Source organism: Raoultibacter massiliensis (genome assembly GCF_900199545.1).
GTDB classification, from domain to species: Bacteria; Actinomycetota; Coriobacteriia; order Coriobacteriales; family Eggerthellaceae; genus Raoultibacter; species Raoultibacter massiliensis.
The window spans coordinates 2,178,372-2,204,341 of record NZ_LT962671.1; the positions used below are offsets into that span (position 1 = coordinate 2,178,372).

Consider the following 25,970-nt stretch of genomic DNA (forward strand, 5'->3'; position numbering starts at 1 on the left):
CGGCAACGCAAAGGCTACGCGATCTCATCGACTCCCTCGTCGACGAGATCTATGAGATCCTGCCGGGAATGAATGCCGATCTTGCGATAGAGGTTCTTCGTGTGGCTTTGCACCGTGTTGAGAGAAAGATACTGAAGTTCGGCTATGCGTTTTGCGCTATACCCCCGGAATACGTATTCGGCAATCTCCCGTTCTCGAGGAGTTAGCCCGTATTCCGAAGCTATGCAGTCGAGTCGAGCTTCAGATCGCGCCTCGGTCGCGCCAATCACGGAATCCCTTTTCGAGACGTCGGCGGTAGCGTCGATTCCCTTAAGCGCAAGAAAGCTCGCAACGAAAAACGAGCACACCGCAACGGCGACACCGAGGCCCAAAGAAATGAAACCAACCGTCGGCAACACGGTGAAGCCGGCGGCAAGCAAGGCGGTCGGTATCGCAAAATACCCGAACAAGCACGATGCCGCTTCGGGAATCACGAGGAGCAGAAGCATCGTTCGCGACAAAGGGCTCTTTCCCATGGCTGCCGCAACCAAGCTGAACACGAAAACTTCAAAGCAAGTACGAGCCGCGGTGATCGTTCCTAACCCCACCTGGAGGAACAAGTCGGAATCAGACAGCGAAATCATGACCAGCCCGGAAACCAAGCCGCCTGCCAATACGAACCATCCCAGAAAGGCAACCCGCTCCATCCTCACCGAAAGCAAGCAAATCGCCATGATGCCCGCAAGTTCGACAATGGTTATGAAGTGCTTGAGGTAAAGGCCCGTTTCGAAGCTGTTCACGACAAGCGTGTCGTACAAGCCTTTCACGCAAACAGCGATGACCAGGAGGATGACCAGAACAACCACAAGGCCCCTTGGAGCCGCCATTCGGCGAGAAGGCAACTCCCGACGAGGCCCCACCGGCCTAGAACCGTTCTGCAGCTCGCCCGCAATCGAAGATCTTACATACAGCAGCGGGACAGCCGATGCCAAAGGAACGATGGCGGGGAAAACCTCGGGGATCGGCGAAAGGGAGAAAAGGCCGAACGAAACGACCAGGCTTACCAACGATGAAACGCAAAGACAGTACACAACCCCTTTCGCATCCAAACCTGCAAGGTTTTTACAGCAACTTGCCCACGACAGGGTCAAGGCCACAAACGATACCGCAAAGGCAATTGCCGCGAGCAGGCTAACGACGTAAAGCAAATCGCTATCGCGATCCACGAACACCTTCAGAACCAAAAGCAAGCCCGACGAAGCCGATGCGAGAACCGAAACCAGCGTCACGGCAGATTTCGTTTCCAAACGGCGAACCACTGCTGGAAACAAAGCGGCGACGGCGATAAGCAGCAGAGCACCATAGTAGACGGGAACCCACATCTCGATTTCGGGCACAGCCCCAACAGCCGACAGATCGAAAAGATTCGCCAGATTAGCATGCCTGAAAAATTGCCAGAAAAAAGCCATCCCAACTGCCACCGAGATGAACGTTCGAAGCGAAAAGCACGTTGCCTCAAGAGACCGAACCTGCAAATCCGCCTGCGCATCCCGCGAAGTCGATTCGAGATTAACCATACCGAAAACCCCCGCCCTATACATAAGGAACGGTATAGCAAAACCACAGCAAAATCAATCGGCTCGAACCCACTAAGTTACACGAGGATGCTGAAAATAACATATAAATGGTGAGAGGAAACAGGCTTCCCACCACCCTCATGGGAAGAGCACTTTTCGCCTTTGCCCGAAAATCAAGAGCCTGTCCAAACCGAATCAAGGAGGGGCCATGAGCCAACAGCAAACAGCAGAAAGAAAGGACATGGGTAACGAGGTGCCGGATTCCGCCGGCGAACCGTCGACATCGATGTGCTTCGGAAGAAGGGAATTTCTCAAAGGAGCTGCCGGGATGGCCGGCATAGGCCTGCTCGGCATGGGCGGCCTGGCCGGGCTTTCCGGATGCGCTTCCCAACAATCCGATGCGAAGTCGGGCCCCGTCAGCTACACGCCAGGCACGTATCAAGCGCAAGCCGAAGGAAAACACGGAACCATCGAGATGTCGGTTACCTTTTCCAAGGACCGCATCGACAGCATCGAGGTGACGAGTCACTCGGAAACCGAGGATATCAGCTACATCCCCCTCAACGTTCTTCCCCAAGTCATAATCGACACCCAATCAATCGATGTCGATACGGTATCGGGGGCGACCCTGTCCTCCCAGGCGGTTATCGCCGGAGTAACGGATGCGATCAAGCAAGCAGGGGCCAATCCCAATCAGCTCAACCATTTTGATCCGCAGAGCATAGCTCAGTCCATGGCGCCCGGCACGTACACAGGGGAAGCTTATGGGAAATGGAAAAAGGGAAGCATCGAAGGCGAGCGGTTCGGATGCCCCGCGACCATCGAGCCAACCCAAGTCAAAGTAACCGTCGACGAAACGAGCATCGTTTCGATCGAGGTAGCCTCGTGCTCCGATACTCCCGGGTTTTTCGAGCCTGCAACCGAAAGGATACCGAAAGACGTCGTAGAACAGCAATCCGTTTTCGTCGACACCGTAACGGGTTCCACCCTGACCGCCGCCGCCATCACGGCAGCAACGGCAAAAGCGCTCGCGGAAGCAGGTGCCAGTCTAGCCGGATTCGCTAAAGCAACCAACCACGAACCGAAAGAGGAGTCTTACGAGGCGGATCTCTGCATAGTCGGCGGGGGAACCGCCGGATCAACCGCCGCTCTCAAAGCCGTCGAAGAAGGCCTGCGCGTGGTGGTGGTCGAAAAAACGGCCCGAATATCAGGGGAAGGCTCCTGCGCAACCGGGGCGCTAGCCGTGGGAAGCAAACTCGACGCGCAAGTCGGCAACCACGTCACCGTAGAAGAAGTGTTTTCCAACATGATGGATTACTGCTACTGGAAAAGCGACGCAAGCCTCGTCTACAACGTACTCGATCATTCCGGTGAAATGATCGACTGGCTTCAAGCTCATTGGGACGAATGCGGCCATAAAGGATTTTCGGCTCCCAAAGAAACATCGGGGACGAGCATCGCGCACGATTACGGAAAAGGCACCGAAAAATTCCAGCTGCTGTGGGATAACTACATCATCCCCGGAGGCGCAACGCTGCTGCTAAACACGAAGGCTGAGGAGCTTATAGTCGAAAACGGGACCGTCCGGGGCATCTCCGCGACAAAGCAGGACGGAACGACGGTGCGCATCAGCTCGTCCGCAGTGCTCGTCTGCACAGGCGGTTTCGGCGGAAACAAAAGCATGCAAAACGAAATTCTCGGCTCGTCGGACTTCTATCTGAACGGAGTAGCCACAAACACAGGCGACGGCATTTCGATGTGCCGAGAAGTTGGCGCCGTTCTATCAACGGAAGTCTCGCCGCATCTTGCGGAGTTCTGCAGTAACGACGTGCTCGACTTCTATGCCGGGTACATGAAATTCCTCAACCAGACCGGTTTTCTCATGGTCGATTCCGCCGGAGCGCGATACATGAACGAAACGTTCTGCATAACCCATGCCCTCGCCCGAGGAGCATCGGCAATGCGCCGAGTCGGATCCAGCTACATTATTTTCACCCAGAACGATTTTGACAAGCTGCTTAACAGCGGGGTGCACGACATACTCGGAGAAGACATCATAGCAGAGTATAAAATGCGTGAGAGAATCCTCGTCCCCTCCTACTACACCCTGCAAGATGAAATGGATGCTGCCCTCGAACACAACCAAGCATGGAAAGCCGACACGCTTGAGGAACTCGGCGAATTGGCGGGCTTCGATCCCGGCACCTACGAAAGAACGCTCGCCGACTACCAAGCGGTTATCTCTTCAGGCGAAGATACGCTGTTTGGCAAAAGACCCGAGCTTTTGCACCGCCTCGACGAAGGCCCGTTTTATGCGGTTCGAGTGATATCGCCGATTGACGGCACCTTTAACGGAATCAAAGTGAACGATCATCTGCAAGCCATCGGCGAAGAAAACAAGCCATCCCCCGCAGGTCTGTTCGTTGCAGGCCAAGACAGCGGCGGATATTTCTCCTACCCGTACACGGACTACGTGGGAGCAACTTGCGGCTACGCGCTGACAAGCGGAATGATGTCTATCGAATACATCAAGGATTACCTCGGCAAATAACGCACAACGCAAAAAGCGGCCCGAATCTTCGGGCCGCTTTCGCCATCGGAACGGCTTAATCCTCCACGCGGATGACCGAAGGCTCTTCGCGTAACACGTCATCGAGCTTCGCGATGTCGGCGAGCACGGCGCGGACGCTCTTCTCACGGGCGGTGTGGGTCACATACGTCAAATCGACGGTTCCCGCATCCTTTTTGCCGCGCTGAATGACCGAATGCACGCTCACGTTATGATCGGCGAACACGCCCGCCATTGCGGCGAGCACGCCTGAGCGGTCTGCCACGGCAAAGCGGATGTAGTACTTGGTCTTCAGATTCTCCATCGGCACGATGGGAATCGCATCGGTGCAGGTGCATCCGACAATCGGCGGAATGCCCATCTGGATATGGCGCGCCACCTCCAGCACGTCGCCCATCACAGCGCTTGCCGCAGGACCCGATCCGGCTCCCTCGCCGAAGAACATGGTCTCGCCAACGGCATCGCCCACAACGAAGATGGCGTTGAACACGCCATTGACCGTGGAAAGCTGGTGGTCGAGCGGAAGCATGGTGGGATGCACGCGCACGTCGATTCCCTCTTCGGTGCGATGGGCATGCGCCAGAAGCTTTACGCAATAGCCCATGTCCTTTGCGATTTCAAGATCGAGCGGCGTGATGTTGCGAATACCCTCGGCGTATACGTCGTCGATGGTCACGCGCGAGTTGAATGCGATGGATGCAAGAATCGCGATCTTGGCAGCTGCATCGAGTCCATCGACATCCGCCGTCGGGTCGGCCTCGGCGAAACCTTTCGCCTGCGCCTCGGCGAGAACTTCGTCATAGGGCATATCGTCTTCGGCCATACGGGTAAGCATGTAGTTGGTCGTGCCGTTCACGATGCCCATCACGGTGTCGATGCGATTTGCAATGAGAGAATGCTTCATCGGATCGATGATGGGAATGCCGCCGCCCACGCTTGCCTCGAACGCGATTTCCTTGCCGGCATCGGCTGCGGCGGCCATAACCTCTTCGCCGTAGGTTGCCATAAGGGCTTTGTTGGCCGTGACAACGTTCTTGCCGGCCTTGAGCGATTCGAGCACCACGTTCCTGGCGACCGTCGTGCCGCCGATGAGCTCGATGACGATGTCGATCTCAGGATCATTCACGATATCGGTGTAATCCTGGGTAAAAATATCCTCCACCCCGTGCTCGATCGCCTGCTCGGGGTTGCGCGAGCACACGCGCACCAGCTCTACGTCGATGCCGTAGTGGCGCAAAAACGCCTGCTTGTGGTTCTTCAGTATCTCGATGCAGCCGCCGCCGACGGTGCCGGTGCCAACCAATCCGAGTTTCACAGCCATAACGTTGTCTCCCTTAGTCCAGATCGCACGCCATCAGATCTTCGTAGGTCTCGCGCCGCGTGGTCACGCGAGCCTCGCCGTCTTTCACGAAAACGATCGCGGGGCGCGGCTGCCCGTTGTAGTTGTTCGACATAGTGTAACAGTAAGCGCCCGTGCCGAACACGCACACGATATCGCCGAGATCGGGATGCTGGATCGGCATGTCGACAACCACCGCATCGCCGCTTTCGCAGTGCTTGCCTGCAAGCGTGACGATCTCGGTGCGAGGTTGATCCGCTTTGTTGGCGATGACCGGCTCGTATTCCGCATGGTAGAGCGCCGTGCGGATATTGTCGGACATGCCGCCGTCGATCGCAACGTATTTGCGAATACCGGGCAGAGTCTTCAGGATACCCACGGTGTAGAGGGTCACGCCCGCATTTGCAACAAGACTGCGACCCGGCTCGGTGAGCAGGCGCGGAAGAGCAACGCCGAACTCGGCGCAATACTCTCTCACCGCACTCGTCACGCATTCGGCAAAATCATCGATCGTGGAAGGCTCGTCCTCGGCCAGGTACGCCACGCCCAAACCGCCGCCCACGTCAAGCTCTTCGATCCTGTAGCCGTACTCGGTTTCGATGCGCGCCATAAGCTCGACCATCACCTTGATGGCCTCCTTGAACGAATGGAGCGCGAATATCTGCGAGCCGATGTGCATGTGGATTCCCGCAAGCCGCACGTTAGGAGCTGCAAGCACGTCCTTCACGCAGTTGAAAGCCCAATCCTCGCGCATGGTGAAACCGAATTTCGAATCCTCGCAACCGGTGCGGATGTACTCGTGGGTATCGGCTTCGACACCCGGCGTGATGCGCATGTAGATGCTCTGCGTCACTCCGAGCTCGCCGGCGATCTTCGACACGCGGTCGAGTTCGATGCGCGAATCGATCACGATGCATCCCACACCCGCTTCGATAGCCTCACGAAGCTCGACGGGCGTCTTGTTGTTGCCGTGGACGAACACCTTGTCCATCGGAAAGCCCGCCGCGCGCGCAACGGCCAGCTCGCCACCGCCCGAAACGTCGAGGCACAGACCTTCTTCGGCGACGATCCTCGCCGCCGCCTTGTTGATGAACGCCTTGCTTGCGAATACAACGTCGGAATTCTCGTAGCGGCTGCGAAACGCCGTCAAGTACGTCTCCATGCGATGGCGCATGTCGGCCTCATCCATCACGTACAGGGCGGTTCCCTGCTCGCGAGCGAGTTCGACCATGTCGACGCCGCCAATGTAGAGATGATCGCCCTTTACTTCGGCGGTCATGGGCAGCACGTGCCCGAGCTCCATCGTCGTTTTGTTGTCGGCCTTCTTATTCAGGTCGGCTGCGGGTAGGGCCATGGGGTTCCTCTTTCCTCGTAGGCGGCTGAGCTTAACCGCCTCGCCTTCAAGGCCGACCGTCGCCAATCTAGTTGCCGATGCCGAACAACGCTAAAAAGCGGTCCCAGAACGACCCTTCTTCCATTTCGGGTTCGGGTTCGTCCTGCTCGGGTGCAACGATGGGCTCGGTGGCCATTACGAACTGCACCAGTGTAACATCGGTGTTTTTCGAACTGGTAAAACTTGTCGGCTCGAAATCGCTTTTACTGTATTCGGCGATCATCGTATCAATTTCTTCGCTTACTGTATCGGGCATCGCTTGAATCTCCGTATAAAGGCTACTGGTTCCATCGGCTAGCTCGCCTGCACCGCCCGCCAGATCGCCCGCACCCGACGAAAGCGAGTTCGCGCCCGCCGCCGCGCTCGCCGCTCCGCCCGCAAGCTCATCGGCGCCAGAAGCAAGCGACGACGCCCCAAGGGCCAGCGCCTTGATGCCGCCCACCAACCCGTTCGGATCATCGGCAGAGCCGAGCCCCGATGCGGCGGCGAAAAGCGATTGGGAGACGGCCGTATACGCTGCGTTGGCCGCCTCGACGGCAACGAGAGCCTCGAACGCCTGCTGCAATTCCCCCGCTTGGGCAGCCGTAGCCTGCCCGGCCGCGCCCATCGCCGCTTCCTGGCTTGTCGCATCGGGATTCGCATCATGGTAGGCCACGGCAAATGCCGCAACGTAGGTCTGCAGCGCGGTCTGGTAAGCCTGCCGTTGCGCACTCGTATCGATAACCGATCCCTGGGACTGCTGCGCCTGGCCTTCGAGCGCCTGCTGATACGCCTCAAGACCGCTTGCGATCGAGGACGTTCCCGAAGCCAAATCGCTCGCACCCGAAGCAATGCCCGAAACGCCGTCGGCAATGCCGGAGATGCCCGAAGCCATCTCGCCTGCGCCCGAAGAGAGGCTCTGCGCGCCGCTCGCAAGCTGCGACGCTCCGTCGGAAAGCTGCCCGACGCCATCGGACAACTGCGTGAAACCCGAAAGCAGATCCCCTTTGTCAGGCGAATCGATCACCATGGAAAACGGCACGGCCGCAAGGCTGACGCCGTCCATCTCGAAATCGGTCACATCGGCCGTAGCCGCAAACGAACCATCCTTGCCGGGCATTCCCGTAAACGTTACCTGCGTGTTCGAACCGGCAAGCGCAATCTGACCGTCGGGCGCTGCGACGTTGCTCGACTTGTCGGAAGCGAATACGAGCGTGATCTGCAGCAAGTAGTTCTCGAAGAACACGGCATCGACCGCATCGCTTCGCTTGGTTTCTATCTCCACCTCGAGCTTGCCGCTCTTGCCGCCGAGTTCGGACGCATCGATCGCCTTGCCGTCGAGAGAATACGCCACCGACACCTCCCACGGAAGGTTCTTCGACGCCAGATCTCCCTGATAGCTCAACGATTCGCCCGTCACGTCAACCGTCACCGCATCGCCCGACTGCTCGATTGCGCCGGTATCGGTGAGGTTCGTGACCGCCGAATAATCGCCGTAGTCGGTTACTTCCCCCGGCTTCTCGGGGTTGAGCACGTTGACGACGTAGATGCTATCCACCGATCCGTCGCCCGCCAGGCGAGCATAGACCACTTCGTCTTTGGGCGTTGCGTTCTGACCAGAGCCGCTTGCCGCCGAGGATCCCTCGCCAGGCAAGCCGGTTGAGCCGTCCGCTGATTCGGCTTGGCCGGCAACACCGGATCGGCCTTTCTCCTCAGCCCCGGCGCTTTTGAGCGACGATACGCCCAGCGCCCCGAAAGACAGCGCGATCGCAAGCGATCCGGAAAGAGCTATCCGCAGCAAACGGTTTGTTTTCTTGGCATCGTTCATGACGATTCCTCCTTATGCGAGGCTCGCGGGTCGAAAAAATTGGCGCGCCAGGTGGTTTTGCCGATAACCTTGTCGAAAATGCGCAGCGCACCGGGTAAAAACGTGACGACGAGGAAGAACGAGAGCAACGTGCCCCGGCACAAAAGCAGGCCGAGCACCGATACGATGTTGTTGCTTGACGTGAGCCAAAGCACGGCTCCCGTCATCGATAGGATGCTTGCCGACACGAGGATGCTGAAGAACGTATCGCCGAGTGTTTTCGCAAGCGCGGGCTTCACTTCCATCGCCTGGCGGTTTTTCCGGTAGTTATCGGTGAACAAGATGGCGTAATCGACCGTAGCCCCAAGCTGCACGGTGTTGATGACGAGGAATCCGAGGTAGTTGAGCGAATCGCCCGTTAAATACGGCACAGCCAGATTGATGAAGATGGCCGATTCGATGGTCGCAAGCAGGATAACCGGCAGCGTTGCGGATTTGAACGTCAACACCAATACGAGGATGATCGCGCAGATGGCGATAAGGTTCGTCACCTGGTTGTCAACGGTAACGACATCGCGCATGTCGTAGAGACTCGTCGCGTACCCGGCCGAGAGGCTCTCGTCACCGTAATACTCCGTCGATTTCGCACGAATCTGCTCGACCACACCAAACGCCTCGTCGCCTTCGTTTTCCGTATCTGCATACACGACGATGCGGGCGTAATGGTCCGAGTAGAACTGGCTCGTTATCGCATCGTCGAGGAACTCGACGGGGATCGTCATGCCGACGGTGTTCGTATACGAGAGGACCGATGTCACATGGGGGATCTGCTCGAGCTCGGCAACAAGCGCAGATTCACGGGCCATATCGTTGTTGGGAACGAGCACGACCGTAGCTTCGGCCTGCCCGAACGTATCCTCGATGGCCCGCGCGTCAACCGAAGCGCGCGTCTGGCTGCCCTCAACCGATCCCATGCCATAGGTGAACTGCGTGTTCGACTGAGCCAGAAAGCACGGCACGATGAGCGCGATGACGATGAGGAAAACGGGGATGCGCAGCGGCGCGAGGTACTTACCCGCATTGCGAAACGTCGGGAGGAATCGGCGGTGATGCGTCTTGTCGATCAGCTTATACGCCATCAAAGTGAAGGCGGGAAGGAACACCACCACGCATAAGAATGAAAGGACGATGCCCTTCACCAGCGCCAACCCAAGATCCATGCCAATCTGGAACTGCATGAAACAAAGTGCCGCAAATCCGAAGAAGGTCGTCGCCGCCGAAGCCGCGATCGAAGAGAAGCTCTTCTTCATAGCGGCGCGCATGGCCGATTTCGCATCGGGTTCGGTCTCTCTGAACCGCTGGAACGCATGGAGCAGAAAGATCGCATAATCAAGCGAAACCGCAAGCTGCAGCACGGGGGCGACCATGAACGCGATAAAGGACACCTCGCCCATGAACAGATTGGATCCCATGTTCATGAGCACCGAAACGCCGATGGCGAGCAGAAACAGGATAGGTTCGATCCACGAAGTCGTCGACAAGACGAGAACGACGAGGATGAGAGGCACGAGGATGAGTATGCCGTTGACGACTTCGGTTATGGTCATCGATTTCATCTCGGCGGTGCTGACCGCCTGTCCCGAAGCATGGCCGCCCTCGCCGATGATGGAATAGATGGCGTCAACCGCCTCCGATTCCCGACCCGAAGCGATGGTCACATCGAAGATCGCATGGCCGTCCTTGTAGTACTGATCCACCATGGAGGCATCGAGCATCTCGATGGGTATGCTCAAATCGGCCACGTCGTCGAGCCACATGACGTTATCGACGCCCGCCGCCGCGGCGAGCAGCTCCTTGTATTCGAGCGCCTCGGTGATGCCCACATCGTCGATCATCACGCGGGCATTGGGAACCGCCATCCCGAACTCGTCCTCCATCGTATCGACGGCGCGCATCGATTCGGTCGATTCGGGAAGGTAATCGGAAAGGTTGTAGTTGATCGGCACCAAAAACGTCATCACCGTGCCGATGAGGGCAAGGGCGATCGTCAGCCAAACGATCGGCTTCTTATGGTCGATGACGAACGATGCAAAACGGTCCACGGCAGTCGATGTCCTTTGCTGCCGCCAACAATGCATGCATTCGGCATCCCGCATCCGAAGCCCGCCTGATTCGGCAAACATGCAACTCGTTGGCAACACGGTGTTGATTATCTTACGCGGTTATAGTTATATTGCATCATGGCGATTCATCAACCGATAAATGATTGAGAAGTGTCAGCAAACCAACATTCGACCCCGATCTGTTGTCTATCGAACGAAAAATGCACAATCCGAAAGCGCTAAGGCAGGAACCCCATGAAGCAAGACCACCGCGTGCGCCTTACGAAGATGATGCTTCGCGACAGCTTCTTCGACCTCATGCAAGAAAAACCCGTAAGCAAAATTACCGTCAAAGAACTCTGCGATCGGGCGGGCGTCAATCGAGCCACCTTTTACTCCCACTACACCGACATCTACGCACTGTACGAAGAGATAGAGCGCGATCTGGCGCAGACCATCATGCACTCGCTGAGCACAACGATCAACGGAGGATCTCTCGAGGCCTTCAGCAAAGACATCTGCACGATCATCGCGCAAAACGAGAAGCTCTGCATGGCGTTCTTCGGAGAATACAGCGATCCCGATCTGCTGCTGCGCATCGTCGATACGTTCCGCGAGAGAAGCATCGCCATGTGGAGCCGGACGCGACCCGATTTGACAAGCTCTGAGCTCAGTCGTTTTTATACGTTCATGGCAAACGGATGCCTTGCGATAATTCGCTCGTGGGTACAATCGGGCATGAAAGAGGGCTCCGAGGACATCGCGCGCTTCATCGAGAAAATGGCCAACAGCGGTCTGGCGGCGCTGTAAGGCGAAGGCGCCAATCCGGCAGGCGTGACAGCGGATACCGGGTACACCGACGTCGCGGCAAGCGCCGATCGGAAGCGAGGAGGCAGATAAGGCGACAGGCGATGGGATCCAGTCCTACTCGGCGTGTTCGACGAGATCGATGAGCTCCTGCTGCGAGTGGACATCGAGCTTTGCATAGATATGCTTGACGTGGCTTTTCACCGTGTTGCGCGAAACGACGTAGTGCTCCATGACGAACCTGCCGTTGCGGCCGCGGGCAAGCATGGCGAATATCTCGGTCTCGCGTTCGGTCAACCCGCACTCGGCACCCAGTCTCGAGCAGCGCGCCTCGATGGTATCGGGAATTCCCGAGTCGGTCCCATCACGCTCGCCGACGAATAAGTCCCCTGCGCACCCGTCTCCTCGAGTAATCGACGGCGGTGCATCAGCGGCCTCATCGCCGGCAGTCGCACCGTCGGCGATGGCCGTGCCGCCCCCCGCAGCCATGACGCCATCCGCAACCCCACCGTCGCCCGCAGCCGCACGATCGCCTCCCCCCGAAAGCGCTTTGCCCTTTTCGGCGGCTTTTTCGTCAGAGGCGCTCCTGCTCGCAAGCGATGATGGGCGCCCGTCTTCAACAGTCCTTACGCCAACCTCAACGATCCCTTTGATGGCATCGACGAAGCTGAACTTCCTGAATCCGATCCAGAGAAACGCAACGAAAGCAAAGAGCACGATCGATGCCATGATGGCAGCAGGCTGGCTATCGACTCCGATCAGGTCGTTCGAGGTATGCCCGACGATCGCGCCCACATTCGTGCCGATCGCCTTCATGCAGCGCAGAAGCGCGAACGTCGGCAGAAGAGCAAGGGCATTTCGCCTGCCCACCGCCGCAATCACAAGCCACAGCAGAATATCGAAGCTCACGATGCCGATGCGGATGAGCGCATTGGCCGATGCGGTCTCCGAAAAGAACGTGAGCGGCGCGACGAGAAAGCCCGCGATCACCAGCAAGCAGGAAAATGAAAAGAGCTTGTCTTCCTTGTCGGAAACGCGGGAAAGGATCATCCACAGGGCAACGCCGACAAGCACGACCGCAATGATATCGACGAACGCGGGAGCATGCTCCACTTCGTTCAGCGTAAGCGCATACCCAGACGCCACACTGAAAAGCAGGGTGCAGAGAAACAGGCCGTGCGTCGGCGCAAAGAAGGATTCGGGGTTGGCAAGCTCCAGATCGATCGGCGCCTCTCTGCTTGCAATTCGATCGAGAGCGCCTCTGGCAGGGCGATACAGCAACGCGATCGAAATCGCACTGCACAGAGCCGCAACGATGATCCCCGCCTCGACGGGCAGCAGAGGCATAAAGGCTTGCACGACCGCTCCGAGCGACAGCCCGCCCGCGGCGGCAACGGTTATCGATAGCATCGAAGGCAGCTTGCAGAGGGCTATCGCGACGAAGGCCATTGCGCTCAGCGAGCCGATGCGCGAGAAAGCCAGGCCGACAACGGTGAAAGCGCCGTTGCCAAGCGGCATTGCCATCTCAAGAACGACGGTCGATGTCAGCAAACACCCCAGCGTGGCAATCAGAATCAACCGCTTGTCCAGCAGAGAGGGCTTGCGCATCGCAACAACGAAAAGAACGAAGGCGAACGCCGCGCCGACAAACGTGTTGATCTCTCGCGCAATGCCGAAATACGTTGCAACATGAGCGTACAGACTCGAATTGAGAACCTGCCCCTCAAACGACATCAGCAGCACGGCAGCAAGGCACAGAAGCGTTTCTCGCGTGACGCTTGCGCGAATCTCCCTCAGTCGGTCGCTTGCGTGTCCCATGGCCGGCTCCACCTCCTCGGGTATTGTACGACAAGTTGCCCAAAACAGGGTGGCACAGCCAAGCATTCTGTGATTGACCTCGTATTTTTCGAAGTAAATCACCCCACTGGGGGGAGCAGGCGACCTGTGAACGCCCGGTTTCGAAACCGCCCAGAGGGGGTGGTGCGAACAACGCAGCAGCGGCATACCATCATCTCGGAACGTCAAAGCGCACCGAAGCACAACGCCGGTTGCGCGAAAAGACACAAGGAGGATGACATGGGAACAACCATACAAACGCAGGGAATATCGCGCCGCAGCTTCTTAGGCGGCATGGCTGGCGCAGGAGCGCTTGCGGCTCTTGGGCTCGCCGGCTGCGCACCGAGCAGCCAAGCGTCGGGCGAGGCGAACGGCACCACCGCAAACCCGTCGGGCGCAGCCGCCCAGAACTCCACCGACCTGGGTGCCAACTGGCTCGGGCAGGCTCCTGAAATCGCCGAAGGGGACATCGCCGAAACGCGCGAGACCGACTTGCTCATCGTCGGCGCGGGCAACGGCGGCATGGCCGCAGCGGCATACGCAGCGGATCAGGGCGTTGATTTCATCGTCTGCGAGAAAGGCGAAACGGTGGGGGCAACGCGCCACTGGTTTGCCGCACTCGACACTCCGCCCTTTACCGAGCAGGGCATCTCCGTCGACCGCCAACGCCTCATGGGCGAGATCGTCCGCTATTCGCACGGCAACTGCGACCAGCGCCTGATCAGAATGTGGATGGATGAGAGCGCTGACATGTTCACCTTCGTCGATGGCATCATGTCGGCCGCCGGTGCCCACGTGATAGCCGACGAGTTCGACATGCCCGACGGCATGGGCGGCACGCCGTACTACACTCCCCCGTTCGAGCACCACTATGCCGATGAGAACGGCGGACGCGACGGCTTCGAAGAGCGCAACATCCTGTTCGAAAACCACATCAAAGAAGCTGGTCACGAGGTTTCCTACGGGCACAAGCTCGCAAAACTCGTCCGCGAAGACGGCGATACAGGCCGCGTGATCGGCGCGATCTTCGAAACCGACGGCGGCTACGTGCAAATCAATGCGGCGAAGGGCGTGCTCCTGACGACCGGCGGCTACTCGGCCAACCCCGACATGCTCACCGCGCTCTCCCCCGTTACAACCCAAAGCGTCACCGCACTCGGATACAACCAGAACAACACCGGCGACGGCATCAAGGCGGCAATGTGGGCCGGTGCGGCGAAAGACCTCACCTCGGCAACGATGATCTTCGATCGCGGCCTTGTAACGCCGGGTACGGTCGCGGGCTACACCGAAGAGAGCATCAAGGCGGGCAATCCGCAGTTCCCATCGAACGGCCAGTTCAATCCTGGAACACAACCCTTCCTCAAGGTGAACCTAAACGGCGAGCGCTTCGCCAACGAGTCGGCCGACTACGATTATCTGCCCCACGCGGCGGCGCAGCAGCCCGGCGGCGTGTACGTTTCTGTTTGGGATAGCAACTTCGGCGACGATGTGCAGCGCTTCCACACGCTCGGCTGTTCGGCGGGAACGCGCAACGGCGTGCTCGCCTACAAACAGGATGACGGCAGCTACGACCTTGACGGATACTTCGAGAAGCAGCTCGAAGACGGACGCCTCCAGAAGGCCGACACCATCGAAGAGCTCGCCGACCTGCTCGGGTTCGAAGACGAAGCGAAGGAGAACTTCCTCGCAACCGTCAAGCGCTACAACGAGCTCTTCGACGCGCAGGAAGATCCCGACTTCGGCAAAGAAGCCTACCGCCTCTCCGAGCTGCGCACGCCCCCGTTTTACGGCGCAACGCTCGGCGGCACCTTGCTCACCACCATCGACGGCATCCGCATCAACAAAGATTGCCAGGCGCTCGACACATCCGGCCATCCGATCGAAGGCCTCTATGCAGCGGGCGATTGCTCGGGCAGCGTGTTCAGCGGCTGCTACCCCGACCAGCTCCACGGCTTCGCCTGCGGCCGCACGATGACCGAGGCTTTACACGTAGTGAAGCTGGTGGCTGGAGCATAAGGCCGTTCGCGCCGATCCCGGAAAACGCACTTTCCGCAATGGCCTGCCGATTCGCCATCCTCCCTCCCTTGGGCGAATCGGCAGGCCCAAACTTACACCTGGACTTCGGGTCCGAGCCCCGCGCTCGGACTCAACATCTGAACTTGCGCCCGAGCTCGCCGCACCCGGACCCGCGTCCGAAAGCGCCGCCCACCGCCCTCCCGTCATCCGCGGTTAAGCCAGCGCCAACGTGTTCTTGCCTGAATCACAGTTTCCGGCCGAACTGCACAGTTTTTGCCAGATTCATACATGTTCGCTCGCGCCGATGCCGACCCCGCCGACGGTACGGCCTCCCATCTGGGAAAACAAAGGACCCGCTTCTGAAAGCGAGTCTCCTGGAAGACTTTTTGCGGCATATATGTATGAATCTGGCAAAAATCTAGCAGATCGAGGCGATCCGCTCGCCAGCCCGAATCCCGCCATCGGCATGCTCGGCCCGCCAACCCGAATCCCGCCATCGACGTCGGACGCTTCTCGAGGCCGCGCCAATGGCCTCTCGGCACCCCGCTTCGCCCGCCCCGAGAGGCCGGACGAAGCGGGGTGCGACGGCGCTCGCGTGCCATCCGCTCTTGCCGAATCCGAATCCGGCAAGAGCGGATGGCAAGACCCCGCAAATCGGCCAAACAACCCGAAAGCCGGCAAAGGAGCCACTAGCCAGCCAAAAATCTCTCCTTCTCGGAGGATAACCGCTTTGATGCGGTATACTTAACCCCATTGATATACTAGGATTTCCGAGCAATCGGATGGGAAAACGAAACGAGGGGCATCATGGCAAAAGCAGAACCGTCAATCGATCAGTGGCTCAAAGAAGCGAAAGCCGATCCGAAGGCCGACCAGTGCGGCATGTTCCTCACCCACAACGGCACCGTTCGCGTAACCCCGAAAGCGCAGGTTCGCGAGGGCGTCGAAGGACTCGGCGACGTGGCGCAGGTCGAGTTCTCCTACGATGCCGCAGGCGTTGACGCCGCCGTTGCCGAAGCGCTCACGTGGCCGGGCGTGTACTACGTGCGCGTGTGGCTCAACGAAGGCGTCCTCAACGTGGGCGATTCGATCATGTACGTGTTGATCGGCGCAGACATTCGCCCCAACGCCATCGATGCGCTGCAAAAGCTCGTCGGCAAGATCAAGAACGACCTCGTGGTGGAAAAGGAAATCTACGCGTAAGCGAGAATCCCGTCCATGCGAACCAATGAAAAAGCCCTCGAACGAGTCGGGGGCTTTTTCATTGGCACGAACACAAGCCGCCCGGCCCCGATCGCCTTCGCCCTATGAGCCTCCTCGGGCGATGGCGGCAAGCAGCTTGATGCGGTTCGCCTGGTTGAGGGCGCTCGTTCCCGGATCGTATTCGATCGTCGCGTAAGCGACCGGCGAGCCTCTTCCGTTCCCGATCTCGCGCAGGCGCTTCATGATCCCCTGGCCGCACACGTGGCCCGACAGACACCCGAACGTCCGCGCATAGGCGATGCCGTCAACGCCTCCCTCGGCAAACAGCAGCGCTTGACCCGCAAGTGCCCACCCCATGCCGCAGTCCACCCACTCCGGCACCACCTCGGTGCCTCGCCGTCTCAATTCGGAAACGCTCGGGCAGGGAAACCGTACGCAGGTCATCGTCTTCGCCGCGGTCTCGCAGCATGCCTCAACATGCTCGGCAAAACGCTCGCCTCCCTTTTGCAGGGCGAGCGCGCGGGCGGCGATCGGAGCAAGGTACGGAACCGCCGCCTCGCAGCCCTCTCGCTCAAGGCATCGCACCAGATCGTTGTTTATGCCGACGTTGAACACGGCACCCGGCGCCCCGATCACGCCGATCAGGGGACGCCCGAAGCGCTCGCACGAAAAAAACGGGCGCACGGCGCGGTCGAACGCTTCGAGCAGCGAAGAAAACGAGGTTGAGGATCCTTGAGCCAGCCAGAAGCGCATCGTATCGCGCCATCGGGCGATCAACCGCTCGAACGCCGCGCGCTTGCCATCGGGCAAATGAGGGCGCACGGCGAGCTCGACCTGCAACAAAGCGTCCCCGAGGACGAGAGCCTCGGAGAGCCGTCGAAGAGAGCCCGCAGGCAGCATCGAGGCCGCTTCTGCAATGCCCCGCACGCACCCGAGTGCAGGAGACGCGCTTTCGAAGGCACGTTTGATCTGCTCAGACAGATCGCCTGCGCGGCAATGCGGGCACAGTTGCGACACTATCACGTCGATGCGATCGGAGGAGACGGCATCCGCCGCCATCGCACCTCCCCCGCACTGCGTGTTTGCACCGCAACCTGCGCGTTCCCCATCGTATAAGCCATCCGCAACCGATAGAAGCTGCCCCACGCTCAGTATCGACGCGTAGCACGCATCGTTGTTGACCGACTCCATCCCGCGGGCGATCACTTGACCGCCCGAATCGTCTACGACAAGGCAATCCAATCCGATGCCCGCGAGAGCAGAGCGAATGAGCGGAGCATGGTGACTCGACAAGAAGGGAATGACGATCATTGCCGTGCGCCTCCCGAGAACAGCCCGTTGCGCGCGGCGATCATCGAGCGAATGCGGATGCGTACCGCAGCAAGGTCGACCATCTCGTCCACCTTCAACGCCGTCAGGGTGCGCCCGCGCTCTCGCATGATCGCACCGATTTCGTCTACCATCGCGGCATCCAGTCCGCAACCAAACGAGTAAAGCAGCACGAACTCGATATCCTCGCGCGCCGCAGCGAACCTCGCCGCCGCAACGATCGCTTCCGGATACTCCCAGCTGCCACCCAACGCCCCGTCACCGCGCGCCGCCCGCCCGTCGAGGTGCGCCACGGAGTCAACCGTCAGGACAGCGAACCCGAACGATCGGATCAGCTCGGGAATCCCGTGATTCACAACAGGGTCGCAATGGTAGGGCCGGCCGGCGAGCAAGACCGCGGGCTTGCCGCTCTTGCCCATATAGCGCAAGGTCTCGTCGCCCAACGCCGCAATGTCAACACGATAGCGCAGCAGCTCCCTCTTCGCCGCCCCGAGCGCCTGCTCCACTTCGCCCACCGGGATGTCGAACGCATCCGCCAACAACGGCGCAAGCCGTCCGTCGGCCCCGCCTCCATCGAGCAGTGCAGGCAGATGCGGGCTGATCAGGCGAACGCCCTTCCCGGCGATGCAATCCATGTTCGTGCTCAAAACCAGCGGATAGCCGGCTACGATCGGACAGTTCCGCTTCCCCTCATGAACCGCATCGATGTAGGGCAGAAAAACGGTTCGCACGCCACGGTCGACCAGATCGGCCGTATGCGCATGCATGAGCTTCGCCGGATGGCAGAGCGACTCCGACGGAATCGATTCGAGCCACCGGCCCGTGCGCGACGATGCCGCAAGGTCGGAAGGCTCGACCCGAAATCCCAAGCTGGTGAAAAACGTAAACCAGAACGGGTACAGATCGTACATGCCGAGCGCACGCACGAGCCCGACCTCGCCACGACGCGCCTTCGACTTCGAGAGGGATCCGTACGAGAAGAGCCGCTGTACCTGCGACGAAAACAGTTCGGGATAGAGGCTCTTCGCCGACGGCTCTCCCAAAGGCCGCTCGCAGCGATTGCCGACGATGAACCTCCGCACCGCGTCTCCATCAGCAAACTCGACTACGGTCAACGGGCAGGCGTTGCCGCAGATCTCGCACCGCTTCCTCGCTTTAGCGCACTCCAGCCGCCTGACTCTCGATTGGTCGAGCAGCGTGGATGCGCCGTCTTCGCCTGCACGCTCGCGGGCGATCAGCGCAGCGCCGTATGCGCCCATGTACGCCGCGATATCGGGGCGGCAAACATCGGCGCCGTAGACCTTCTCGAATGCGCGCAGCACGGCATCGTTTGCGAAGGTTCCTCCCTGAACGACGATACGCCGCCCGAGCATCGAGGCATCCTGCACCCGAATCACCTTGTAGACCGCGTTTTTTACCACGGAATAGGCAAGCCCGGCGGCGATCTCCCCCACGCTTGCGCCCTCCTTCTGCGCATGCCGCACGCGCGAAGTCATGAACACCGTGCAGCGTGTTCCGAGATCGACCGGATGCTCGGCACGCATGGCCTCTTCCAGGAAACGCTCCATGCGCACGTTCATCGACCAGGCCATCCCGCTGATAAGGGCGCCGCACCCGCTCGAGCAAGCCTCGTTCAAAACCAGATCGGATATGGCGCCGTCTCGAAGCCAGACGCATTTGATGTCTTGCCCGCCGATGTCCAGGATGAAGTCGACGTCAAACGCAAGCTCTTGCGCCGCGCGCACATGCGCGACCGTCTCGACTTCTCCGGAATCCAGCGCGAAAGCCCTCTTGAGCAACGCTTCGCCGTACCCTGTCACCGTCGCATGCGCGATGCGCACGGTAGGCGTCCCGTCGTGCTTGCGCGGAATGCTGCGCCACAGGTCGATGAGCATCTCGCGGGCCGCCTCGACCACATCGCCCGCAGAGCGCTTGTAATACGATCGCAGGATGCGGCCCTGCTCGTCGATCAAAACGTACTTGATCGCCTCGGAGCCCGAATCGATCCCCAGAAACACCCTGCCGCTCGCGCTGCGAAGATCGCTGCGCGGAGCCGTGCATCGGCTGTGCCGCTGCACGAACTCGGCGCGCTCCTCTTCCGATGCGAACAACGGGTCGAGCCGTTCCAGGGAATACCCTTGCCGAAGTGACACATCGTCCAGCCTGTCCCTCAAACCGCCCAAGGTGACCGTCGTCTCGCCGCCTCCGCAAAGCGCGGCGCCCTCCGCAACGAACAGGTGGCCGTCGCTCGGAACGACAACGTCATCGTCGCCAAGCCCCAGTTTGGCCTTGAAACGATCCCTGAGCGCTGACAAGAAATGCAGCGGCCCGCCGAGCAGCGCGACCCTTCCGACTATCGGCCGGCCGCACGCAAGCCCGACGATGCACTGGGTGGCGACCGCATCGAACACCGAACCCGCGATGTCTTCCTTCGATGCCCCCGCGTTCAAGAGCGGTCGAACATCCATCTGCGCAAAGACCGCGCATCGCGAGGCTATGGGGTAGATCTTCTTGCATCCGTGCGCAAGCACGTTGAGCGCCTCCGCGTTCACATCCAGCATACCCGCGATCGTATCGATGAATCCTCCCGTACCGCCGGCGCATGTGTTGTTCATCCTCAGCTCTTCGCTGCCGGACAAAAACAGTATCTTCGAATCCTCCCCGCCGATCTCAATGGCAACGTCGGCCTCGGGAATGCGCCTGCGCACGGCGGCGCGGGCGGCGATCACCTCCTGCACGAACGGCAGGCCGAGGATCTCGGCAAGCTGCATACCCGCCGATCCTGAAACGGCAACGGTCATCTCCGCATCGGGAAAATGAGGGATCGCGTTGCTTATCGTGTAGCGCAACGTTTCCTGGACGTTCGAGAGGTGTCTTTCATACGAAGAATGCAGAAGGCGCCCGGCTTCATCGAGCACGGCGAGCTTCACGGTTTTCGATCCCAAATCGATGCCGAGGCGCAATGCCCCGCGTTCGGGATCCGATGCCATCATGACTCTTCCCAGGGGTAGACGACGGTGATTTTCGCCTGTTCGCGTTCACGTCGCACCTTGGCCGCAGCAGCGAGCGCCACGATCTCGTCATGCTCTATCTTCTTCTTGTCCATGTAGGCCCGCTTGGCACGAGCCCTCATCTCATCGGTGATGGGCTCGCCGCACGACGGGCAGCAGGCATCGAGAAGGTTGATCTCACCCCCGCATGCTGCGCAAGTCGATTTCTTTTCGTAGCATTTCCCACATCGCGAACAATCCGTACAAGCAAACGTCATCATGGGCCTCCAACCGTCCCGGACGTTGCACGATGTCTCCGCCCGGCCTTCAAAACCGGAGTGCCGCACGCCAGTCGGCATACGGCACCCCGAACGCAAGCTATCGGCTAGCTGTACAAAGCCAAGCGGCCTTCCGTCTTGGCGGCGAGCTGCTTCATCTCCTCAAGCTCGCCAACGTGCAGCGCACGCGATATGCAAATGGCCGCACACGGCGCGTTGCCCTCCTCCTTCTCCAAGCAGTACGCGCATTTATCGAGACGATAAGCGTACGGCGACATGAACATCTCGTGGTGCCCATCGACCACGTCGGGCTTGCCGAGAAAGACGCGCATGTAGGTTTCGGTCACGGGCAGATCGTAGTAGCCTTGGCACGAGAGCTGACAGGCAGAGCAGCCCACGCAATAATCGAGCTCGACGAGCACACCAACTTTTTTAGCCATGATTCTTCCTCCATCATCAACGAGAAGCGTATTTTCAACCTATTCGGTGAACTTGCTCACCTTGCACAAGCTGCTTCGCATCGGAGCCGCACCGAAGCCCGGATCGGAACCGTCTGCGGTCGTCAGCACGTTCGGGTTAGCCTGATCCCAGCTGAAGCCGGGAAGGTTGAGCTCCTCGCACGCATGCTTGTAGTTCGGGCGGCACATGCTCACGGCGCCCTTGATCACGCCCTTGGAAATACGGGCCTTCGCCTTGATCCTGCCGCGCAGGCTCTCGACCCAGAGCCACTCGCCTTCGGAGATCTGGCGCTCCTTCGCGTCCTCGTCGTTGAGCTCGATATAGGGCCACGGCTCCAGGATGCGCTGATGGGCGATGTTCGTCCACGCCGAATGGTAGAAGGCGTAGTCGCGAGCGCCCGTCGTCAGGCACATGTCGTACTCTTTGTAGAGCTCGGGAGTCGAATACGGGCTCTCGAACGGCTCGCTGTAGCTCGGCAGCGGCGAATCGTATCCGTACGAGGGCATCTGCTCTGAGTACACTTCGATTCGCATGGTAGGCGTCATGAACTTGACGAGGCCCTTCTCATGCTGCTTCGTCGTGCGCTTCTCGCCGCCGTATTCGACGAAGTAGCCGATTTCCGCAGCCTTCTCGTAATCGTGAATGGGCTCGAGGCCGTTGGGGATGAGGTGGAACTCGTTGAGCCTCCACAGCTGCATCTCCTCGGAACTGTCCCACGGCCAAAGCTCGGGATCGAAGCGCTTACCCAACGCTCGCATGAAGTCCCAGTCGTCCCACGCCTCGCCTGGCGCCTGAACGGCAATCTGGGGAATGATGAACGGGCAGGGCTCGGGATAGAGCTCTTCGTCGAAGTTGCCCACGCGCTCGGACCAGTGGCGCGCGGGGAGCACGATGTCGGCGATCTCGGCACCGGGCGTCATGAAGTAATCCATGTTCACATTGAGCTCGAGGATGTCGTTGCACAGCGCGTCGTGGATCTTCGTGGCGTTCTCGAAGCAGCCGAGCGGATCGTTCGCGACCGAAACCATCACCTTAACAGGCCACGGCTCGCCGGTCAGCATCGCATCCCACACGTCGTTGGGAATGTTGGCGTTGCCGTACACCTGCGTGTACATCGGGTGCTTGTCGTAGCCCAAACGCAGTTTCGGGGGAACGCGGTCGTATGCCGTGATCTTGGGGTCGAGCATGAACTCCCAGAACGTGTTGAAGAGAATGCCGCCCTTGTCGTCGAGCGGAGGATTGAGCAGCAGCTGCAGGATCGTGATGGCACGGCCCGACTGCAACGCGTTCGACGTCATCATGCAGGCGCCCAGGTACGCGGTCAGAAGCGAGGGCTTGTCGTCGGTCGGGTTGGTGATGATCTCGAACATCTTCAAGATCTTCTCGACCGGCGCCCACGTTACCGCCGATACCTTTTCGGGAGTCCACACGGCGACTTCGTCCTTATAGGTTTCCAGACCGGTCTTGCACAGCTTTTTGCTGCCGTCTTTCAGCGTCACTTCGTATGCGCCCATAAGCGACGGCTTCACGCCCTTGCGGTCGAAATCCTCGGTCTCGGGGCGCCATATCGCGATGCCACCGCTCACCTTGTCCCACACCACGTAGTGCTCGTCGGAGCCTCCTTCGACGATGTCGGCCTCGCGCAGCATCATGCGAGCCTCGCTGTCGATCAGGAAGGGGGCGTTCGTCCAGGTGGAGAGCATTTCGTCGGCAGCTTCGAACTTGCCGCTTTGGAACATGAGGTTGGTGAGGCCGAGCGCCAAAGCGCCGTCGGTGCCGGGTCGGATGGGCACCCAGAGGTCGGCCTTCGCGGCGATGTCGCGGAACACCGGATCGACCACGACGACATGCGCGCCGTTGCGCTTCGCATCCATGATGCGCAGGCCGCTGTACTGACGCGAACGGATGGGGTTCGTGCCCCACATGACGATCGAGCCGGCGTTGCGATAGTCGCACGCCTCGTGCGGGTGGAACATGCGCCCGTAGGTCACGTGCGTCTGCGCAAGGTTGGGAAGCAGGCAGACGTGCGTCGGCCACACCTTGCCGCCGCCGTTCCACGTGTTGTTCAAGCGATCCAGGAAGTGGTTCGAGCCACGGCCCGTTCCTTGGGAGATGATGACCGACTGAGGACCGTACTGGTCGATGGTCTGGCGAATTTTCGCTTCGATATCGTTAATGGCCTCATCCCAGGTGATGCGCTCCCATTCGTCTTTGCCGCGAAGCTCGGTGTGCGGGTTGTCGACGCTCCAGCTCTTGCGGCGCACGGGGTACTTCAGGCGATCGGGATGCGCGTGGATCTCCTGAGCGGAGAACGCCTTCACGCACAGGATGCCGTCGTTGACCGGGCAATCCGGATCGCCTTCGACGCGAACGATGTCGTTGTTGTCGTCGACCGTAAGGATGACGCCGCATTTCGAATGGCAATCGAAACAAACTGTTCTGACTTTCTTTTCCATGATTCTCCTCCATTTTTCATCTTCGTTTTGCAGATCGTCCTGCAATCGCTTTCGGTGCAGACGCCAGCCTCGCAGCAGCCGCCATCACGGAAAGCTCAACCGCCCCGCTACAGGCCGAGCACGCCGGCGATGAAGAACACCCAGATCGCGGCAACCAGCACGATCGCAATCGATGTCTCCCATCCCGATTTCAGCGCCTCCCCGAACGTGTAGTAGCCGGTATCGAGGGTCATATTCATCGATGGGCAGAGCGGGATGATGAAGCTTCCCGCAGTCAAGCACACCATCAAGAAAACCGGTGCCACGGGCGCGATCCCCACTGCCTGCGCAAAGTACACCAAAGGCAGCGTAAAAATCGTCGTCCAGGTAAGGGCAATCGGAACTACGCTGTTGACCAGGTACAGAACGATCCCGATCATCAACAGCGAAACAAACAGCGGCAGATCCAGAATGCCCGAATTCAAGAACAAAGCCGCGATCCAATCGGCTGCACCCGTCGCCGTCACCGCGCCCCCGAGGCTCAGAACCGTTCCGAAGAACAAGATCAGGTTCCAGCTCGTCATGCTCTCGAATTCTTTCCAGGTAAGGATGTTCATACCCGGAACGAACAGCATGAGCATTCCGAACAGCGCAACGGTCGTCGCGTTGAGGAACGGAATCCAGTTGCCCAAAATCCACAGGACGGGGATCGCGATGAGCAGCACGAGGCTCTTCACATCGTGCGCCGTCATCTTCCCCACGTTGAACTGGTTGTCCATCAATGTCTTGATGTCGTCTTCGCTGATGGCCTCGGGGGGAAACGCCTTGGTTATGAACAGCCACGCCAAGGGCAGGATGATGAGCGCGATCGGCACGCCGTAGGTCATCCACTCGAGAAACCCGACGGTTATTCCCGCCTGCTGCTCCATGAGGCCGAGAGCCAACACGTTGAGAGAATGCCCGATCGGCGTGGTGAAGCCTCCGAAACAAGCGCCGAACGAAATGCCGATCATCAAACATCTTCCCAGGTTGGACGAACCCGCCTTCGCCCCGATAAGCCCCAGAAGGGGAAGGGCGAAGCTCATGCTCAGGGCAACTGCGCCGGTATCGGTCATGATCGCCGAGCACAGCGTCGTCACTCCCATGATCGCCAAGACGAGCTTCCTCGAATCGGCGCCAGCCCACATGATGAATCGCTTCGTGAGCCTGATGCCCAGGGTGCTTTTCTGCATCAGCGCCGTCATGCAGAACACCCCGAGCACAAACCACGTGGTCGGCGCGATGAAGCCCGACATTGCCTCGGGCAAAGACGGCATGACGCCGAGCACCACCAAGGCAAGCACGCCCAGCATGCCGGCGGCGCCGGTCGCCATGGTTCCGCACAGCCACATCACCACGGTCCCCAGCAAAACGCCCAACGACATCGTAGCTTCGTGAGACAAATCCGGACTTGCAGGCAAAAAGTACGAGACTCCCATTATCAAAAGACCTACCACAAGCCCGATGAGCTGCTTGGCGTCTTTCCCCTCGGTGATTCTTTTCAATAGCACCATGATACGTAAGCCACCCCCGTCACATCTTTCCCCGACCTTGTTCGAACGAGTTGCTGCTCCCTACGCTTGGAAAACCCGACTTATGCCACGGGAGGCTTGGGCGCGCCCGGAGCACTCGGAGCGCTTGGAGCCGAGCCCGGAGCCTTCGGCGCGGCCGATGCCGGCGCCTCTGGAGCCCCCGGTAACGCGGCGCTGCAGAACGGGCAGGTGACGGGCGTGAAGTTCGGCGACACGATCTTCTTGCCGCACTCGGGGCAGACAAGCGGCCCTTGGGTTACATCTGGTGGCCTAAAACACATAGTTTTCTCCTTCTCTT

General features: G+C 59.6%; 17 protein-coding genes. 4 read left to right on the plus strand and 13 right to left on the minus strand.

What is annotated here, in order from left to right; all coding sequences use genetic code 11:
- Positions 1 to 14: 14 nt before the first annotated feature.
- Positions 15 to 1,556, minus strand: a complete 1,542-nt coding sequence (locus C1719_RS13625) for a helix-turn-helix transcriptional regulator (protein ID WP_180963621.1) — start codon at positions 1,554 to 1,556, stop codon at positions 15 to 17.
- 208 nt (positions 1,557 to 1,764) lie between these two features.
- Between C1719_RS13625 and C1719_RS13630 the strand changes: the two genes are divergently transcribed.
- Complete coding sequence (locus C1719_RS13630; RefSeq protein WP_102375604.1) at positions 1,765 to 4,107, plus strand: FAD-dependent oxidoreductase; 2,343 nt, start codon at positions 1,765 to 1,767, stop codon at positions 4,105 to 4,107.
- 55 nt (positions 4,108 to 4,162) lie between these two features.
- Here the strand turns inward: C1719_RS13630 and C1719_RS13635 are convergent, their stop codons facing one another.
- From C1719_RS13635 to C1719_RS13650, 4 genes are all read right to left on the minus strand, one after another.
- Entirely contained in the window at positions 4,163 to 5,446 is a 1,284-nt protein-coding gene (locus C1719_RS13635) for a homoserine dehydrogenase (protein ID WP_102375605.1), read from the minus strand.
- A 13-nt stretch (positions 5,447 to 5,459) separates the two neighbouring features.
- Positions 5,460 to 6,818, minus strand: a complete 1,359-nt coding sequence (gene lysA, locus C1719_RS13640; RefSeq protein WP_102375606.1) for a diaminopimelate decarboxylase — start codon at positions 6,816 to 6,818, stop codon at positions 5,460 to 5,462.
- 67 nt (positions 6,819 to 6,885) lie between these two features.
- Positions 6,886 to 8,664, minus strand: a complete 1,779-nt coding sequence (locus C1719_RS13645) for a hypothetical protein (RefSeq protein WP_102375607.1) — start codon at positions 8,662 to 8,664, stop codon at positions 6,886 to 6,888.
- A complete protein-coding gene (locus tag C1719_RS13650; protein ID WP_245874536.1) occupies positions 8,661 to 10,745 on the minus strand; it encodes an efflux RND transporter permease subunit in 2,085 nt (694 codons plus the stop codon). The genes C1719_RS13645 and C1719_RS13650 overlap by 4 nt, the downstream gene beginning before the upstream one ends.
- Before the next feature lie 255 nt (positions 10,746 to 11,000).
- Between C1719_RS13650 and C1719_RS13655 the strand changes: the two genes are divergently transcribed.
- On the plus strand, positions 11,001 to 11,555 hold the full coding sequence (locus C1719_RS13655; protein ID WP_102375608.1) for a TetR/AcrR family transcriptional regulator: 555 nt from the start codon (positions 11,001 to 11,003) through the stop codon (positions 11,553 to 11,555).
- A gap of 114 nt (positions 11,556 to 11,669) precedes the next feature.
- Here C1719_RS13655 and C1719_RS16110 read toward each other — a convergent pair whose 3' ends face one another.
- Positions 11,670 to 13,370: a helix-turn-helix transcriptional regulator gene (locus C1719_RS16110; RefSeq protein ID WP_245874537.1), complete on the minus strand. Its 1,701-nt coding sequence runs from the start codon at positions 13,368 to 13,370 to the stop codon at positions 11,670 to 11,672.
- 258 nt (positions 13,371 to 13,628) lie between these two features.
- Between C1719_RS16110 and C1719_RS13665 the strand changes: the two genes are divergently transcribed.
- On the plus strand, positions 13,629 to 15,407 hold the full coding sequence (locus tag C1719_RS13665) for an FAD-binding protein (protein ID WP_102375609.1): 1,779 nt from the start codon (positions 13,629 to 13,631) through the stop codon (positions 15,405 to 15,407).
- 807 nt (positions 15,408 to 16,214) lie between these two features.
- Positions 16,215 to 16,610, plus strand: a complete 396-nt coding sequence (locus tag C1719_RS13670; RefSeq protein ID WP_102375610.1) for a molybdenum cofactor biosynthesis protein MoaE — start codon at positions 16,215 to 16,217, stop codon at positions 16,608 to 16,610.
- A 102-nt stretch (positions 16,611 to 16,712) separates the two neighbouring features.
- Here the strand turns inward: C1719_RS13670 and C1719_RS13675 are convergent, their stop codons facing one another.
- From C1719_RS13675 to C1719_RS15590, 7 genes are all read right to left on the minus strand, one after another.
- Positions 16,713 to 17,921, minus strand: coding sequence for a hypothetical protein (locus C1719_RS13675; RefSeq protein ID WP_102375611.1), 1,209 nt, complete (start codon positions 17,919 to 17,921; stop codon positions 16,713 to 16,715).
- Positions 17,918 to 20,932: an acyl-CoA dehydratase activase-related protein gene (locus tag C1719_RS13680; RefSeq protein WP_102375612.1), complete on the minus strand. Its 3,015-nt coding sequence runs from the start codon at positions 20,930 to 20,932 to the stop codon at positions 17,918 to 17,920. The genes C1719_RS13675 and C1719_RS13680 overlap by 4 nt, the downstream gene beginning before the upstream one ends.
- Complete coding sequence (locus tag C1719_RS13685) at positions 20,929 to 21,210, minus strand: hypothetical protein (RefSeq protein WP_102375613.1); 282 nt, start codon at positions 21,208 to 21,210, stop codon at positions 20,929 to 20,931. The genes C1719_RS13680 and C1719_RS13685 overlap by 4 nt, the downstream gene beginning before the upstream one ends.
- 104 nt (positions 21,211 to 21,314) lie before the next feature.
- Positions 21,315 to 21,647 carry a 4Fe-4S dicluster domain-containing protein gene (locus C1719_RS13690; protein WP_102375614.1) on the minus strand — a complete coding sequence of 111 codons (333 nt, stop codon included), beginning with the start codon at positions 21,645 to 21,647 and terminating at the stop codon, positions 21,315 to 21,317.
- A gap of 39 nt (positions 21,648 to 21,686) precedes the next feature.
- Complete coding sequence (locus tag C1719_RS13695) at positions 21,687 to 24,122, minus strand: molybdopterin-containing oxidoreductase family protein (RefSeq protein ID WP_102375615.1); 2,436 nt, start codon at positions 24,120 to 24,122, stop codon at positions 21,687 to 21,689.
- A gap of 107 nt (positions 24,123 to 24,229) precedes the next feature.
- Positions 24,230 to 25,654 (minus strand): SLC13 family permease, encoded by a 1,425-nt coding sequence (locus tag C1719_RS13700; protein WP_102375616.1) that lies wholly within the window; start codon positions 25,652 to 25,654, stop codon positions 24,230 to 24,232.
- Between the two features lie 80 nt (positions 25,655 to 25,734).
- Complete coding sequence (locus tag C1719_RS15590) at positions 25,735 to 25,953, minus strand: hypothetical protein (protein ID WP_146007909.1); 219 nt, start codon at positions 25,951 to 25,953, stop codon at positions 25,735 to 25,737.
- Positions 25,954 to 25,970 lie beyond the last annotated feature (17 nt).

What these genes read in the sequence shown, in the direction of transcription:
- C1719_RS13625 (WP_180963621.1), bottom strand. Translation starts at nt 1,556, where the DNA reads ATGGTTAATCTCGAATCGACTTCGCGGGATGCGCAGGCGGATTTGCAG.
- C1719_RS13630 (WP_102375604.1), top strand. Translation starts at nt 1,765, where the DNA reads ATGAGCCAACAGCAAACAGCAGAAAGAAAGGACATGGGTAACGAGGTG.
- C1719_RS13635 (WP_102375605.1), bottom strand. Translation starts at nt 5,446, where the DNA reads ATGGCTGTGAAACTCGGATTGGTTGGCACCGGCACCGTCGGCGGCGGC.
- lysA (WP_102375606.1), bottom strand. Translation starts at nt 6,818, where the DNA reads ATGGCCCTACCCGCAGCCGACCTGAATAAGAAGGCCGACAACAAAACG.
- C1719_RS13645 (WP_102375607.1), bottom strand. Translation starts at nt 8,664, where the DNA reads ATGAACGATGCCAAGAAAACAAACCGTTTGCTGCGGATAGCTCTTTCC.
- C1719_RS13655 (WP_102375608.1), top strand. Translation starts at nt 11,001, where the DNA reads ATGAAGCAAGACCACCGCGTGCGCCTTACGAAGATGATGCTTCGCGAC.
- C1719_RS16110 (WP_245874537.1), bottom strand. Translation starts at nt 13,370, where the DNA reads ATGGGACACGCAAGCGACCGACTGAGGGAGATTCGCGCAAGCGTCACG.
- C1719_RS13665 (WP_102375609.1), top strand. Translation starts at nt 13,629, where the DNA reads ATGGGAACAACCATACAAACGCAGGGAATATCGCGCCGCAGCTTCTTA.
- C1719_RS13670 (WP_102375610.1), top strand. Translation starts at nt 16,215, where the DNA reads ATGGCAAAAGCAGAACCGTCAATCGATCAGTGGCTCAAAGAAGCGAAA.
- C1719_RS13675 (WP_102375611.1), bottom strand. Translation starts at nt 17,921, where the DNA reads ATGATCGTCATTCCCTTCTTGTCGAGTCACCATGCTCCGCTCATTCGC.
- C1719_RS13680 (WP_102375612.1), bottom strand. Translation starts at nt 20,932, where the DNA reads ATGATGGCATCGGATCCCGAACGCGGGGCATTGCGCCTCGGCATCGAT.
- C1719_RS13685 (WP_102375613.1), bottom strand. Translation starts at nt 21,210, where the DNA reads ATGATGACGTTTGCTTGTACGGATTGTTCGCGATGTGGGAAATGCTAC.
- C1719_RS13690 (WP_102375614.1), bottom strand. Translation starts at nt 21,647, where the DNA reads ATGGCTAAAAAAGTTGGTGTGCTCGTCGAGCTCGATTATTGCGTGGGC.
- C1719_RS13695 (WP_102375615.1), bottom strand. Translation starts at nt 24,122, where the DNA reads ATGGAAAAGAAAGTCAGAACAGTTTGTTTCGATTGCCATTCGAAATGC.
- C1719_RS13700 (WP_102375616.1), bottom strand. Translation starts at nt 25,654, where the DNA reads ATGGTGCTATTGAAAAGAATCACCGAGGGGAAAGACGCCAAGCAGCTC.
- C1719_RS15590 (WP_146007909.1), bottom strand. Translation starts at nt 25,953, where the DNA reads ATGTGTTTTAGGCCACCAGATGTAACCCAAGGGCCGCTTGTCTGCCCC.